The organism is Capnocytophaga sp. FDAARGOS_737 (assembly GCF_009730375.1).
Lineage (GTDB): Bacteria > Bacteroidota > Bacteroidia > Flavobacteriales > Flavobacteriaceae > Capnocytophaga > Capnocytophaga leadbetteri.
On record NZ_CP046316.1, the window covers coordinates 2,574,677 to 2,590,181 of the forward strand.

The following is a 15,505-nucleotide window of genomic DNA, read 5'->3' on the forward strand; positions in this document are numbered from 1 at the left end:
ATTTTAAATTACTTTCAGTATTCTGATTTGCCGATTTGTCAATTTGCCAATTTGACGATTTGCCAATTCTGTATTGACTAATTGGCAAATTTGCTAATTGTTGCGGCTACTTCGTCATTGATGAGTTTAGCAAAAGCCTCTACGCTCATACTGCCCAAATCTTCACCTCCGCGTTTGCGCACCGATACGGTACCTTCTTTCTCTTCGTTCTCGCCTACAATTAGCATATAAGGCACTTTTTGGGTCTCTGCTTCGCGTATTTTTTTGCCCATTGTTTCGGCACGATTGTCTATCAGGGTGCGAATATCGGAATTTTCTAGCAATCTCAAAACTTTTTGAGCATAATTTTCATATTTTTCGCTCAATGATAGTACAATTGCTTGATTTGGATTGAGCCATAACGGGAAGTTTCCGGCAGTGTGCTCGAGCAAAATAGCTACGAAACGCTCCATACTTCCGAAAGGCGCACGGTGTATCATCACCGGTCTATGCATCTCATTATCAGCCCCTTTATACCATAGGTCGAAGCGCTCTGGCAAGTTATAGTCTACCTGTATAGTACCCAGCTGCCAGCTTCTGCCCAAGGCATCTTTCACCATAAAGTCGAGTTTAGGACCGTAGAACGCCGCTTCGCCTGTTTCAATCACATAATTCAAGCCTTTTTCTTTAGCGGCATTGATAATCGCGTTTTCCGCTTTTGCCCAATTCTCGTCAGTACCGATGTATTTAGTTGGGTTATCAGGGTCGCGCAATGATACCTGAGCGGTAAAGTTGTCGAACCCAAGCGAGCCGAATACGTACAATACCAAGTCGATAACGTGCTTAAACTCAGCATCTAACTGCTCTGGAGTACAGAAGATGTGGGCATCGTCTTGGGTAAAGCAACGCACGCGGGTAAGTCCGTGTAGCTCGCCACTCTGTTCGTAGCGGTATACCGTACCAAACTCTGCAAAACGCTTAGGCAAATCCTTATAACTCCAAGGGTGTGAGTTGTATATCTCGCAGTGGTGCGGACAGTTCATCGGTTTTAATAGGTATTCTTCGCCCTCATTAGGGGTAGCTATCGGCTGAAAGCTATCTTTGCCATATTTATCCCAGTGACCTGAGGTAACGTATAGGTTTTTATGCCCTATATGGGGGGTAACTACTTGTTCATAGCCTGCTTCTTTTTGTGCTTTTCTAAGGAAAGCCTCTAAACGCTCGCGCAAGGCAGCTCCTTTGGGCAACCACAATGGCAAACCTTGACCTACTTTGTTAGAGAAAGTAAAGAGTTCGAGCTCTTTGCCCAGCTTGCGGTGGTCGCGTTTTTTAGCCTCTTCTAACAGGGTTAGGTATTCGGTAAGGTCTTTCTGTTTTGGGAAAGAAATACCGTATACGCGTGTTAGCTGTGGGTTGTGCTCATCACCACGCCAGTAAGCCCCTGCGGCACTGAGTACTTTCACTGCCTTTACAAAGCCTGTGTTAGGGATATGTCCCCCGCGACAAAGGTCGGTAAAGGTGCTATGGTCGCAGAAAGTGATAGTACCATCTTCAAGAGCCTCAATAAGTTCAGTTTTATATTCGTTTTTGTCTGCGTAGTACGATAGCGCTTCGGCTTTGCTCACGGGGCGCATTTTAAATTCGTGCTTACCGCGGGCTATCTCTAAGAATTTTGCTTCGATTGCAGGGAAATCTTTTTCAGAAATAGGTTTGCCGTTGAAATCTACGTCGTAATAGAACCCATTGGCAATGGCAGGGCCTATGGTGAGCTTAATACCTGGGTATAGCTCTTCGAGGGCCTGTGCGAGAATGTGAGCAGATGAGTGCCAGAAAGCTTTTTTACCTTCTGGATTCTCCCACGTATATAATACCAAGCTACCGTCAGTGGTCAGAGGGGTTACCGTTTCTATAGTTTTGCCGTTGAAAGCGGCAGATAACACATTGCGCGCCAAACCTTCACTAATGCTTAGCGCTACTTCAGCAGGGGTAATCCCACTGTTAAACTCTTTTACAGAGCCATCAGGTAGAGTAATTTTAATCATTTTTGCTATTTGATTTTTAGTGTAGTTGTAATTTGAAAGTGCAAAAGTACAAAATAATTAGTAAATGAGCAAATTTGAAAATTTATTAACACAAAAAAGTTTCTTGTAATTCATTGATTATTAATATTCCTCCTGCCCACTTCAAAGGGAGAGATATGACGGTAAGTATACACGAAAAACTTTTTGCACAGCCTCTGTAATACTATTTATGGCAAAGTAGTATGCTCTAAAATGGTTATAAACTCGCTGAATGTATCGCATATAAAGTAGGTATTACAATCGCTATTGGAAGCCTCAAAAAAGTGAGAATGGTCATAAAAATGAATCCCTTTAGAGAAATCACCTACCTCTGTGGTTACTAAAAGGAGCATCCCTCCTCCTGGGTCTCTCCCGATTACAAGGCTTTTGTCGGGAAAATCATCACTGAACTCTTCATAGGTTTCTATACATTCTTCTATATCATAGAAAAGATCAAACATAATGTATTCCTCTATATCCTTTACATAGAAATAGGCTTCATCAATGATAGCGCCGTCATTTTGGACTAAAAAATTAAAATAATCATCAGGCAAGGTAAAGCCTAAAAACTCCTGAAAAGCAAAGGCTTTTGCTTCACTCCCTTTATTAATTGCTTCTATTTTCATACTTGTAAAATACTTGTTTTATGAATTGGTAAAGCGTTGAAAACTTTTAGTCCTGAAAATCATCATACTCAAAGTAATGTTCAATAGCTCCTAAAAGGACGTCTGTATCGTCGGTAGTTAGCAATTCATTATGATCAAACTTATTGTCAATAATGTCTTGAAAAATGCCTACTCCTGAAAAATAAGCTACTTCAAATTGGGCTAATGATTCGGGGACTTCTCCATACTTAGTTTCGACAGAATCTTGTTCTTTCTTCTCTTTACTTGATAAAACCCAAAATGCTGCCTCTTCATAGTTGTCTTTTTTTGCTCCTTCGATATAAATTATTCCAGGGTAAGGCAATTGCTTATAATCTTTGATAAGCTCTTTTATTGTTTTGTTTTGTTGCATATTGATATATAAATTAAAATGTTAAGAAATAGCAATGGTGTTGGTATTTTCCAATGATTTTGATATGGAATCCATTATTTCTTTTATCCTATTGGCTGTAAGGATTCCTTTTCCCTTTTTCTCTATTTCTTCTAATTCTTCAATAATCGCTTTAAAAGAGTAAAGTATTTTATTCAGCTTGTTGATGTCGCCAAAAATTTCAATGTAGACATAAGTCTTAGCAATTATTTTTATTTCAAAATCTATCCAATCCTTATCATTGTCTCTGCCCCAAGGTTTGCTTGCTTTTAAAAAATCGCCATAATTACTTATATCAGCCTTTAAAATCCAGCCAGGATTATCTAACATACCAATAGAAATACCCTGCTCGTGCTCCCAATCTCCATCTATTTGACTCATCGTCCAATTTTGTAACCAATCTACTATATTATCCATAAATAGTTTTACTTTTTTAAGAATGCACCTCTTCAATATCGGCTATAAAACCCTCAAAAATTTCATCATATGTATTATTTTTATCATTATTTTTTGCCGAATAAAAACATTCTTTGATAAAAGGGTCTCGTTTAAAACATAAAATAATATACAAAAGCGTTTCAAGTTCTTCTACAGAAGATATATCATTCAGCAATTTTAGATAAACACTTTTGCTAGCTTCCATATAGGTTATAATTGAGGGTAAAAGAGGGGCTTCCCTCCCTACTGAAGTAGGAATAAAATGCTCAAACGGTTCTATTTCAGTATTATACTTAATTATTATATGCTCGCCTTGCGCATTTCTGTCGTTACCATTGAATATTTCAAAAATGATATTTAAGAGTTCCAGTCTGTTGTTTGTAATAGTTACCAATTCATTAAGAAATGGCAGTATATAAAAACAGCTTTCGGATAGACCTCCTTGTATAACAATCTGGTTGTCTAATTGCCAATAAGCGATATTTCTTTTGTGTGGATCATCATCAATAAGGTTGCTCAATATATCAGCTATATTGTAATCTATAAAGCCTAAACGATCCTTTACCGCTCTCCACTCTACCTTTCTGACAGAATTTAATATAATATCTGATGACTTATTCATATCAATTGTGGTTTAATTCATTGTTTTCAATAAGTTACAATTCGGCAGTTACAACTGCCGAATTAGTATCTAACTCGTGCCACACTTTATAAAAGGCTTCTTTTATCTACTGAGCAGCAGAGGTATAAGAGTTTTGTGGAGTGTTCATTTTCATAGGGGTAAGATTTTGATACCGCAAAGCTACAAAACAATTCGCAAATTAGCAAACCTTCAAATTGTCAAATCAGAAAAATATTCCCCCACACCTCCCCTTTACTTCAGATATAGGAAGGATATAAGAACACTGTAGGAACACTATAGCATCACCAAAAGGACAACCATCTACCAACCCTCCCAAAACCAGAAAAATATTCTACTGCCACCCAAAATTTGCTAATTTGCTAATTTTCCCATTTGCTAATTTGCAAATTATACCCTACCTTTGCCCCGAAATTATAACACAAATGAGTAAATTACTAATCGTAGGGAGTATGGCTTTTGACCAGATTGAAACTCCTTTCGGAAAAAGCCATAAAACTATGGGCGGCTCGGCTAACTATATCAGTTTATCAGCCGCTATGTTTCACGCTCCCTCTGCCGTAGTATCGGTGGTAGGCGATGATTATCCTTCCGCTTTTATCGATGCGCTCTCTCAGAGGCATATCGATACCTCGGGCATCGAGGTAGTAGCTGGCGGTAAAACTTTCTTCTGGAGCGGTAAGTATCACAACGATATGAACTTACGCGATACACTCGATACCCAGCTTAATGTTTTGGCGGACTTTTGTCCCGTTGTGCCTACCCAATTTGCCGATGCCGAAGTAGTGATGCTCGGCAATCTACACCCTTGCGTGCAAATGAAGGTGCTCGACCAGATGAGTACCCCTCCGAAATTGGTGATAATGGACACGATGAACTACTGGATGACCCATACCCACAAAGAACTTTTAGAGGTTATTGCCCGCATTGATGTGCTGACTATCAACGATGAGGAGGCTCGCCAACTAACGGGTGAGTACGCTTTAGTAAAGGCTGCCGAACGCATTATGGCAATGGGTGTGAAGTACGTTATCATTAAGAAAGGCGAACACGGGGCGTTGCTTTTCCACGCCGATAAGGTATTCTTTGCCCCTGCCCTACCTTTAGCTGAAGTGTTCGACCCTACAGGGGCTGGCGATGTGTTTGCCGGTGGTATAGCGGGTTATTTGGCGAAAACAGGCGATTATAGTTTTGAAAATCTTAAGAATGCCCTTATACACGGGTCGAATTTAGCCTCGTTTTGCATCGAAAAGTTTGGTACCGAGCGTATGTTAAGTCTTACAGAAGACGAGATGTACGAACGATTACAAGATTTTAAAGACTTAACACAGTTTGATATAGTAGTTAGAAACTAGTCGTTAGTGATTAGTCGTTAGTCGCTAGATGCTAGTCGTTAGTGATTAGTCGCTAGTCGCTAGAAAGAGACGCTGTTTTGATGCTAATGACTAACAACTAAAACATACTAACGACTAAAACATACTAACGACTAACAACTAAGGACTAACAACTAAAACATACTAACGACTAAAGACTAAGGACTAGCGACTAAAGACTAAAGACTAAGGACTAAGGACTAGCGACTAAAACATACTAACGACTAAAGACTAAGGACTAGCGACTAAAACATACTAACAACTAAAGACTAAACGATATGATTTACAAAAGAAGTAGCGAGTTATTCGCAGCTGCACAACAAGTACTCCCTGGGGGGGTTAATTCGCCTGTACGCGCTTTTAACGCTGTAGGGGGTAATCCTATTTTCATCAAAGAAGCTAATGGGGCTTATCTGACCGATGAAGATAACCGCAAGTATATTGATTATATCGCCTCTTGGGGCCCTCTTATCTTAGGGCACGCTTATCCGCCTGTGATTGAGGCTGTAACCGAGCGCGCCAAAAAAGGTACTTCGTTTGGTATTCCTACCGAAGTAGAAGTACAAATAGCCGAGCTGGCTATCTCTATGGTGCCTAATATCGACAAAATTCGCTTTGTGAATAGCGGTACTGAGGCTTGTATGAGTGCTATACGCTTAGCGCGTGGTTATACCGGCAGAGAGAAGATTATCAAGTTCGTAGGTTGCTATCACGGCCATTCTGATGCTTTTCTGATAGAAGCGGGTAGTGGTGGTGCTACTTTTGGTACGCCTAACAGCCCTGGGGTAACGCAAGGGACTGCCAAAGATACGCTTTTGGCAAACTACAACGATTTGAGTTCAGTAAAAGCCCTTTTTGAAGCCAATCCGCAGCAGATAGCCTGCGTGATTATCGAGCCTGTAGCGGGTAATATGGGTTGCGTACCTCCTGCTGAAGGTTTTCTAGAGGGATTGAGACAGCTATGTACTGACAATGGAGCGCTTTTGATATTTGATGAAGTGATGACGGGCTTCCGCTTGGCTAAAGGGGGAGCGCAAGAAGTGTTTGGCATTAAAGCTGATATTGTAACTTTTGGGAAGGTAATTGGTGGCGGACTACCGGTAGGGGCGTTTGCAGGTAGCAAAGAGGTGATGAGCTATTTAGCTCCTGAAGGACCTGTATATCAGGCAGGTACCCTAAGCGGTAACCCTCTGGCGATGAGCGCCGGACTGGCAATGCTCACCGCTCTGAACGAGCAGCCTGAGGTATTTGAGAGCCTTGCTAAGAAGACTGCCTACCTACACGAAGGCTTCCATACGGTGCTTGAGAAGTCGGGCATACCGCACCAAATCAACAGTTTTGGGTCGATGTTTACCCTTTTCTTTACTGAAGAGCCTGTAACTGATTTTGCTTCATCGGCTAAGAGCGATACAGCGCGTTTTAGGAAGTATTTCCACGGAATGCTACGCGAGGGCATCTATCTACCGCCAAGCGCTTTCGAGAGCTACTTCCTTAATGATGCTATCACTTATGAAGATTTAGATAAGACCATTAAAGCACTCGGAAGAGTAACAATGGAATTATAAGCACCTATAAAGCAAAAAAATAACGGCTATTTGCCGTTATTTTTTTGCTTTTATTTTATCTTATTTCTACTTGGCTGTTACTTCATAGCCTTTAGCTGCAAAGGCATCAACAAGTGCCTGTACGTGGTCAGTGCCGTTAGTCTCTACCGTTATGAGCACTTCTTTGTCGCGGAAGCGCGATAGGTTCTTAAATTGGTTGTGCGCCAACTTCACTATATTAGCCCCTACATCGGCAATGATATGGGTAATCTTAGCCAATTCACCAGGGCGGTCAGGTATGCTCACTGCAAAGTTAAAGATACGATCGCGGCTTATTAAGCCCTTGTTTATCATTGATGATATCATCAGTACATCTATATTACCGCCACTGACTACAGGCACTATCTTCTTGCCGCGTTCGCTGAGCTTCTTAAGGGCTGCTAAAGGCAATATACCTGAGTTCTCGGCTATAATCTTGTGCTTTTCGGCCAAGAGTAGAAAGGCTTCAGTCAGTTCGTAGTCATCTACGGTTACCACCTCATCTACATACTGCTTAATACAGTTAAAAGTAAGGTCGCCAATGCGTTTCACGGCAGTACCATCGGCTATAGTATTAGCTTCTGGCAGGGTAACCACCTTGTTCTTCTTAAGGGCTTCAGTAGCCGATGCCGCTCCACTAGGCTCTACCCCTATTATCTTAATATCAGGCTTAATCATCTTAGCCGCAGCAGCAATACCCGATATAAGTCCCCCACCGCCTATAGGTACTACTATCACCTCAGCATCGGGCATTTCTTCTAGTATTTCGAGGGCGATAGTACCTTGTCCTTCTAATACATCAATATCGTCAAAAGGGTGAACAAATACATATCCTTCTTGCGCTTCAAGCTCTTTAGCTTTCTGGTAAGCATCGTCATACACATCGCCGTAAAGCACTACCTCAGCGCCATACTTTTTAGTCGATTGTACTTTTATCAAGGGGGTAGTTTTAGGCATTACTATCACCGCTTTGATGCCGAGCTCGCGAGCTGCATAGGCTACCCCTTGCGCGTGGTTGCCTGCTGACGAAGCTATCACACCGCGCTTCTTCTCTTCTTCAGTAAGTTTATTAATCTTGTTATAAGCCCCACGTATCTTAAAGGCGCCTGTCTTCTGTAAGTTTTCAGGCTTTATATAAATCTGATTTCCTGATTCTTCACTAAAAATCGGACTGTAAATAAGATGCGTAGGTAAGAGCACTTTTTGCAAATGCTCGCGTGCGGTAGTAAAATCTTGCAATTTCATATTATTATAAAGTTAATGTGTCAATTTATTAATATATCGGCTTATTGATGCACTTGTACTTGTGGGAAAGGTATTTCTACTCCAGCAGCATCAAAGCGCTCTTTAATAGTCTCTAACGTACGAAAATAGCAGGTAAAATAGTCAGCGTTCATACACCAATAGCGCAATGATAGGTTTACCGAGCTATCGGCAAGGGCTTCTACATACACTACAGGCTCAGGGTCTTTAAGGGCTAAGGGCTCTTGCCGAGCTATCTCTAGCAATATCTCGCGTGCTTTCTGTATGCTAGAGCTATAGCCTATACCTACTAACACATATACCCTTCTTTTTTCTTCTCGGCTGTAGTTGATAATACTATTACCAAACAGCTGTGTATTAGGTATGATGGCCTCTTCGTTATTAGGTTTATTGAGCGTTGTAGCAAATAGCCCTATGTTTTTAACCGTTCCTTTTTGTCCGTTAGCCTCTATAGTATCACTCACACGGAAAGGCTTGAATATCAATATCATTATACCGCTAGCAAAGTTAGAAAGAGACCCCTGCAATGCTAAGCCAATTGCTACGAAACCACTGGTAATGATAGCAATAAACTGGGTAGCGGGCAGTCCTATCACCTGTACTATGGTCAGGAAGAGCGCAATGTAGAGCACCCAGCGCACTACCTGCAATAAGAAGTTCTGTAGGGCAAGGTCTACTTGGCGGCGCTCCATTATGCGCTTTATCAACTTAGTTATAAAGCGAATGATATACCTACCTGCGTAATAAAGCGCGATAGTACCGAGCAAGGTAGGCACGTATTTAATAAGGTCAGTAGTCCAAGTCTTCAAAAGTATTTGAAGGTCTGAAGTAGTAATTTCTGTCATACTTAAGTTAGCTATTAGTTAAATAAAAGTTCGCGATATTTAGTAAGAGTCCACAGCTCATCGTCAATCATCAGTTCTAGTTTATCACAGTGGTAACGTATCTCATCAAAGAATGGTTTTACCTCATTGCAATAAGCATCGGCTCTTTCTACGAAAGTAGCCAGATGGTTAGCGCGTTTTCTCGCTTCAATCATTGCCTCTACAGTGCTGTGTATCACCTTTATGTGCTCAGAAATATGCCTAATAAGGTCTATTTGCTCCGAAGCCACTTCCTGATAAGCATCACCAAAAATCTCTTTGAGCCCGCGCACGTTTTCTATCAGCGTATTTTGGTAGCGCACGGCAGTAGGTACCACGTGGTTACGCGCAATATCGCCCAATACACGCGACTCTATCTGCACTGTTTTCACGTATTCCTCAAGAGCAATTTCATAACGGGCAATAAGCTCTACTTTACTCAGTACTCCCATTTCTTCAAAGAGAGCAATCGCTTTATCAGTAATGTTTTCTCTTAGCGCTTCAGGGGTAGTCTTATGATTAGAAAGTCCTCTACGGGCAGCCTCTTCTTCCCACGCCTTGCTATAACCATCGCCTTCAAAACGGATAGCCTTAGAGCTCTTCACATAAGCGCGCAATACCCTAAAGATAGCATCTTCTTTCTTCATTCCGCCCTCTATTAGGCTATCTACTTCTTTTTTGAAATCGATAAGCTGCTTGGCCACTATAGTGTTAAGCACCATCATAGGCTTGCCGCAATTGGCTTTAGAACCTACCGCGCGAAACTCAAATTTATTACCGGTGAAAGCAAACGGCGACGTGCGATTGCGGTCAGTAGTATCAAGGAAAAGGTCTGGTATCTTCCCTACCACATTCAACTTAAGTTCAGTCTTATCTTTACCAGAAACCTCCTCACCCGACATATTCTCCAGTGCATCAAGTACCTTGTTCAGCTGTTCGCCTATAAATACCGACACTATAGCAGGCGGAGCCTCATTTGCTCCCAGACGATAGTCATTAGTAGCCGAGGCTACCGAAGCGCGCAACAAAGGCTCATACTCGTGTACTGCCTTGATAGTACAGATGAAGAAAGTGAGGAATTGTAAGTTTTTCTGAGGAGTCTTGCTCGGGGCAAAGAGATTCACCCCTGTATCGGTCACCAGCGACCAGTTGTTGTGTTTACCCGAACCGTTTACGCCTGCAAAAGGTTTTTCGTGAAATAGCACCACGAAGTCGTGACGTTCAGCCACCTTACGCATCACGTCCATCAGCAGCGAGTTTTGGTCTACTGCCAAGTTAGCTTCCCCAAAGATAGGAGCCAACTCAAACTGATTAGGCGCTACCTCATTATGGCGCGTTTTTACCGGAATGCCGAGCAACAAACACTCTTGTTCCAAATCGCGCATATAGGCAAGCACCCTGCTCGGGATAGCCCCCAAATAATGGTCATCAAGCTGTTGCCCTTTAGCCGCTTCGTGCCCTAAGAGCGTTCTGCCGGTAATCATCAAATCCGGACGCGTATTAGCAAGCGTTCTGTCAATCAGAAAATACTCTTGTTCACACCCTAACGTACAAGTCACCTTGCTAACGTTCTTATCAAAATAACGAGCCACCTCAGTAGCAGCTTGGTCTATAGCACTCAGTGCTTTGAGTAGCGGCGTTTTGTTATCCAAGGCCTCACCCGTATAAGCGATGAAAATAGTAGGAATACAGAGCACTGTACCGTATACGAAAGGCGGCGACGAAGGGTCCCAAGCCGTATAACCTCGTGCTTCAAAAGTATTGCGGATACCCCCGTTAGGGAAGCTAGACGCATCGGACTCCTGTTGCACCAGCTGATTACCCGAAAAACGTTCTATAGCACTATCGCGCGTTACGGGCTCAAAGAAAGCATCGTGTTTTTCGGCAGTACCTCCTGTCAAAGGCTGAAACCAGTGCGTATAATGGGTAGCCCCTTTCGAGATAGCCCAATCGCGCATAGCTGCGGCCACTTGGTCAGCCACACGACGGTCTATTTTGGTGCCGTATTGAATAGCGTTCATTACCGCATCAAAAGCATCACGCGTCATCAACTGACGCATCGCCACCTCGTTAAACACATTGATAGCAAACAATTCAGAGCGTTTGCCATTTTCAGCCACTTGTAAGGGCTTCTTATTTTGTACACTATTAAGGGCGTTAAATCGTAACATAAAGATTAAGTGTTAGAAGATTTATGAATTAAATAGTTCTAATTCTTCAGGATTTCTTCTGTTATCCCAAAAAGACAGAATGGTAATAGTATTTTTTTCTATTAGGTAGAATATAGAATAATTGAAGAAAACTAATGCTCTGCGTATATTCTCATATCCTTCTACTTCTGCCCATAGATAAGGAAATCTTACTAAATCCTTAACAACCCTTTGTACTTCTGCATTCAATTTCACAGAGTACAAATTGCTTTTATTATGTTTTTTCCAGTACAGAAGTATCTCTTTAAGCTCTATTTTTGCTTGTTCAGTCCATTCTACGACCATAATAGAGCTTCCATTTCTTGTTCTACTTCTTCTTGCGAAGAAACTTTCCCTAATTTCTTATCATTAAGTCCCCTTAAAACAGCGCTCTCTTCAGCTGCTGTCATTTGGTATTTTATAGATACTTCTTCAGAAAATGGAACAAACACCTTTTGGGCTGTTCCTAATTCTTCTAATACAGATGTTTTCATAAACAAATCTCTTATTTTTTAGCAAAATTAAAAAATAAATATCAACCAACAAATTATTAGTGGCTATTTTTTAACTGCAATCCCAGTTATATAATACATCGTCAAATTTACAATTAGCCATATCTTCAGGACTGATAAAGAAATTAGCCACACCACAATCACCCCACAAAATTTCTTTCCCTTCTACCTCATCACTATCTATTTGCAGCAACAAAAAGGTATGAGAATCTCCTTCCTTGCGAGGGTCGTATTGAGTAAAGTAAGGATAACCACCAATTTTATGCCCGATAGCTTTGTCTAATAATTTAAAAACATCTTCTGGTAAATCCCATATTTCCGCCACTTCATCATCAAAAGTACTATTCCATTTCTCTATAAAAAACCTTTGAGAAGCTTCATCATAAAGCGTAAAACTTTCAGTACCTTTGGTAAAGCGTAAGGCAAACTGCAAATCAGCATCAAAAGGCAAGTAACAATCTTCAAAAGAGTAATGCTCTGTAAAGGCTTCTGCAGGCAAAGCTTCTCCTATAGTTGGGTAGTAAAGCACCCGTTTATTATCATTGCTACAAGGGTTATCAAAGTCTATCCCATACAGATAGTCTTCAGTATCAGCAATCCAAAACTGCAAAAGACCCTTTTTAGGGTACAGACTATTTTCAGGCAATTGCTCGCAGTTGATTTGCGCCAACATAAACAGCGGTTTGCCCTCGGCACTTCTGGGCAGCGCACCCTCTTTAGGGATATAAGGCACTCCCCCAACCTTACTATCAGTAACAGCCAACGCATCAGCTAATGATAGCTCAATGCCAATCACCTCCCGTTGGGTAAGCACTTCAAGATTTAAAACGAACTCTTCAATTTGTGCTTGTGTCGGAATCATATTTTAGGTAATTTTTGAGAGTTTTCAGCAATTGTTTTCTCATCGCGTGCGACTTTACGTTCTAATTTCTTAATATCTTCAGCGGGAGGCAATTCTTCTGGCTTGATACCACGCTGACCTAACATTTGTCGCACACTTTGATTATTCTGTACGTGTTCCTGTGTAATAGCAGATTCGCCGTGCAAATCATTACTTTCCACATTGTAATTAGTCATTTCAGTAGCGAGGTTTTTAGCAGCAATCGTAAGCGTTGGCAAGAAATCAGCCAAAGGTCTGTTAGCTTTCACTCCCAACCGCAGCTTCATATCCTCAGTAGTATGTCCGCCAAAAAGAGCGGTATCACCTTTAGAGCGGATACGCGCAAAGCCTTTATCATCAACGCCACGCTCATAAATGTTTTGCGAAAGTTGCTTTTCAGCACTTCTGAGTTTATCGCGCGTTTCTAAACGAGAAAGCAAGTTAAGACGTTCTTCTATAAGTTCTGCCTTGCGGGTTTGCACAGCAAAATAACTCTGAGCAAAAGCCACTTCTTCCTTTTTAGGGTCGCCATTCTGAGCAATGAGATAGCAAGCATAACGAGTAAGCATAAAATCCATAATTTCACGCTTCGAACCACTACCTAATTCGACCATTTTCGTGACCTCACGAAAATGGTCATCTACATTGATTTGCTGCGACTTACACGAAGCCACTGCCCTGTGTATCGCTACCAAAAAGTTCTCCCAACGGGCATAGCCTAATATAGTTTGCAATTCACGAGCAAACCAAACCTCTATTTGCTCTTTGGCATCTTCACTCTCTATATGACGAGTAATACCATCAAACTGGTTTTTATACTGCAAAATACTGTTTTTATCCATAATATGTTGGTTTAATAATTATCTTCCCAGTGAAAAAGCACATCATCGAACTTATAATTTCTTATGATCACCCATTACTAACGGCAAAAATACTATATAATTAGCAAACCTACCCAAGAGCAGAAAAATATACTACTGTAAGTTCCAGTAGTAAGTGCAATTTTAAGTATATAAGATTATCGTTTATCAATTTTCATTACCATTTCCTCAAAAGATTCTCGGGGAACGATGGCTTTGTTGCGTACTCGAGTACGATAGTTGTAGATGGTATTAGTGGAATAATGTAAGAAAGTAGCTATTTTAGAGCTATCGGTAATACCCAAGCGAATAAGCGCAAAGATACGCAACTCAGGGGGCATTTTATGAGACTTAGGATCAAAACGCTCCTCTTCAGCTAACAGAGCATTGAACTCTGTGATAAAATTAGGAAATAGGTGAAAGAAAATATCATCAAATAACTTGTAGAATTCTTTAAGCTCTTGCTCTATCATCTCAGTAGAACGAAGAACTTTGTTGAGTTCTTCCCAATTGCGATCTTTTGCTTTTTTGGCGAGCATTTTTTGGTATTTTTCTAATTTGGTAATATATACAGAACACAAGTTGAAAAACTCGCTTATATAAGCTTCTTTTACTTCATTGCTTTCATTGAGTTGTGTTACCACTTCGCATAAGTGTTCATTAAGTTGTTCTAAATCTTGGTTTTTGTGATAAAGCTCTTTGCGTATTTTGGTAATTCGCTTCATTTGGCGGGTAACCAATACAACAGCAATGATGAGAAAAACGGCAAACAATCCTACTAATAACAAAGCGTTGCGAAGTTTGGTATTCTGATTGTGTATACGCTCTTGATAAGCTTTTTCAATGATAGGAAAAATCTTCATCACCTCGTCTGAGCGCAACTGAGCATTGCAAAAAGTAGCGTCTTCCATAGCCGATTTTATGCAGGTATAAGCATTCTCTATTTCGCCTAATTGAAAGAGTGCTGAAGCAAGTTCAAGCATCGAAGCGTTTTCTTTAATAGCATCTTTGATGTCACAACTTGCCGATATAGCAAAGTACTCTATTTGCTTAGGTACATTCTTTTTCTTTTTGTAAAGCGTGCCAAGCACATAGCCTAATACGGCTTTTTCGTGTTCATCGGTGTGCATTAGGGCAAAGCGGTCAAGGAGAAGTTTTTCGGCTTCGTCATAACGACCAGCATCGGAGAGTACTCCTGCATAGAGAAGGATATAGTGGGTAGTATTTTTATCTACTAAATTGAGAAGAAGATCGCGATAGGTATTGCTTTTGGCAATATAAGTTTTAGCATCAGGACTATTGAAAGCGTAATTATTGTAGAGATTTAGATAACAGTTATAATACTGAATGAGCTGAGATTGTTGGAGTTGGTTTTTATCAATAGCTCTAAGCAGGTCTGCAGCATCTAAGTAGTTGCCCGAAATGATGTAGAGCGAAGCGAGGGAAAGATGCGAATCATTTTGGAGGTCGGGTTTTTGGAGTTCTTCAGCGATGCGGATATTCTGTTTCACATAGTACACCGCCGAGTCGGATATATAAGTTTTAAACTCGTCGAAGAGGCGTTGGTTGATAGCATAGCGTTGTTCAGCAGAAGCGTTAGGCACTCGTAGTAAATTGATAGCTTCTTTTATTTTGCGTTCTTTTTGCTGGGTGTATTGGTCTTTTTGTTTGATAAGGAGTAGGGTTTTATTTTGTTCCACTTGGGCAAGAACGTAATAAGGGAACAATAGCAAGAGAAATATGATAAGAGCTTTGTACTTCATTTTCAAACATTAATTTTTCAAATGCAAAAATAAGAATAATTACCAAATTAGCAAATTTGTAAATTGG

The 15,505-nt window shown here is 40.9% G+C and carries 15 protein-coding genes; 2 read left to right on the plus strand and 13 right to left on the minus strand.

Features of this window, described 5'->3' with window-relative positions:
• Positions 1 to 77: 77 nt before the first annotated feature.
• The 5 genes from thrS to FOC45_RS11570 all read right to left on the minus strand — a co-directional run bounded on the left by thrS (position 78) and on the right by FOC45_RS11570 (position 4,134).
• On the minus strand, positions 78 to 2,021 hold the full coding sequence (gene thrS / locus FOC45_RS11550; RefSeq protein ID WP_009389964.1) for a threonine--tRNA ligase: 1,944 nt from the start codon (positions 2,019 to 2,021) through the stop codon (positions 78 to 80).
• A 206-nt stretch (positions 2,022 to 2,227) separates the two neighbouring features.
• Complete coding sequence (locus FOC45_RS11555) at positions 2,228 to 2,665, minus strand: SMI1/KNR4 family protein (protein WP_009389962.1); 438 nt, start codon at positions 2,663 to 2,665, stop codon at positions 2,228 to 2,230.
• A 46-nt stretch (positions 2,666 to 2,711) separates the two neighbouring features.
• Positions 2,712 to 3,056, minus strand: coding sequence for a hypothetical protein (locus tag FOC45_RS11560; protein ID WP_009389960.1), 345 nt, complete (start codon positions 3,054 to 3,056; stop codon positions 2,712 to 2,714).
• A 21-nt stretch (positions 3,057 to 3,077) separates the two neighbouring features.
• Positions 3,078 to 3,491, minus strand: coding sequence for an Imm53 family immunity protein (locus FOC45_RS11565; RefSeq protein ID WP_009389958.1), 414 nt, complete (start codon positions 3,489 to 3,491; stop codon positions 3,078 to 3,080).
• A 16-nt stretch (positions 3,492 to 3,507) separates the two neighbouring features.
• Positions 3,508 to 4,134: a hypothetical protein gene (locus FOC45_RS11570; RefSeq protein ID WP_009389956.1), complete on the minus strand. Its 627-nt coding sequence runs from the start codon at positions 4,132 to 4,134 to the stop codon at positions 3,508 to 3,510.
• Positions 4,135 to 4,577: 443 nt separating this feature from the next.
• Between FOC45_RS11570 and FOC45_RS11575 the strand changes: the two genes are divergently transcribed.
• Entirely contained in the window at positions 4,578 to 5,507 is a 930-nt protein-coding gene (locus tag FOC45_RS11575; RefSeq protein ID WP_009389952.1) for a PfkB family carbohydrate kinase, read from the plus strand.
• A 296-nt stretch (positions 5,508 to 5,803) separates the two neighbouring features.
• Positions 5,804 to 7,090 (plus strand): glutamate-1-semialdehyde 2,1-aminomutase, encoded by a 1,287-nt coding sequence (gene hemL / locus FOC45_RS11580; protein ID WP_009389950.1) that lies wholly within the window; start codon positions 5,804 to 5,806, stop codon positions 7,088 to 7,090.
• Positions 7,091 to 7,156: 66 nt separating this feature from the next.
• Here hemL and ilvA read toward each other — a convergent pair whose 3' ends face one another.
• From ilvA to FOC45_RS11620, 8 genes are all read right to left on the minus strand, one after another.
• Complete coding sequence (ilvA, locus tag FOC45_RS11585) at positions 7,157 to 8,353, minus strand: threonine ammonia-lyase (RefSeq protein ID WP_009389948.1); 1,197 nt, start codon at positions 8,351 to 8,353, stop codon at positions 7,157 to 7,159.
• Between the two features lie 41 nt (positions 8,354 to 8,394).
• Positions 8,395 to 9,216: a mechanosensitive ion channel family protein gene (locus FOC45_RS11590; protein WP_009389946.1), complete on the minus strand. Its 822-nt coding sequence runs from the start codon at positions 9,214 to 9,216 to the stop codon at positions 8,395 to 8,397.
• Positions 9,217 to 9,230: 14 nt separating this feature from the next.
• A complete protein-coding gene (locus tag FOC45_RS11595; RefSeq protein ID WP_009389944.1) occupies positions 9,231 to 11,405 on the minus strand; it encodes a glutamine synthetase III in 2,175 nt (724 codons plus the stop codon).
• Between the two features lie 21 nt (positions 11,406 to 11,426).
• Positions 11,427 to 11,729: a type II toxin-antitoxin system RelE/ParE family toxin gene (locus tag FOC45_RS11600; RefSeq protein ID WP_009389942.1), complete on the minus strand. Its 303-nt coding sequence runs from the start codon at positions 11,727 to 11,729 to the stop codon at positions 11,427 to 11,429.
• Positions 11,720 to 11,917, minus strand: a complete 198-nt coding sequence (locus FOC45_RS11605) for a hypothetical protein (RefSeq protein WP_009389940.1) — start codon at positions 11,915 to 11,917, stop codon at positions 11,720 to 11,722. The genes FOC45_RS11600 and FOC45_RS11605 overlap by 10 nt, the downstream gene beginning before the upstream one ends.
• Positions 11,918 to 11,987: 70 nt before the next feature.
• Entirely contained in the window at positions 11,988 to 12,797 is an 810-nt protein-coding gene (locus FOC45_RS11610) for a YwqG family protein (protein ID WP_009389938.1), read from the minus strand.
• A complete protein-coding gene (gene dinD / locus FOC45_RS11615; RefSeq protein ID WP_009389936.1) occupies positions 12,794 to 13,657 on the minus strand; it encodes a DNA damage-inducible protein D in 864 nt (287 codons plus the stop codon). Before dinD ends, FOC45_RS11610 begins: the two co-directional genes overlap by 4 nt.
• A 176-nt stretch (positions 13,658 to 13,833) precedes the next feature.
• Positions 13,834 to 15,438 carry a DUF6377 domain-containing protein gene (locus FOC45_RS11620; RefSeq protein ID WP_009389934.1) on the minus strand — a complete coding sequence of 535 codons (1,605 nt, stop codon included), beginning with the start codon at positions 15,436 to 15,438 and terminating at the stop codon, positions 13,834 to 13,836.
• Positions 15,439 to 15,505 lie beyond the last annotated feature (67 nt).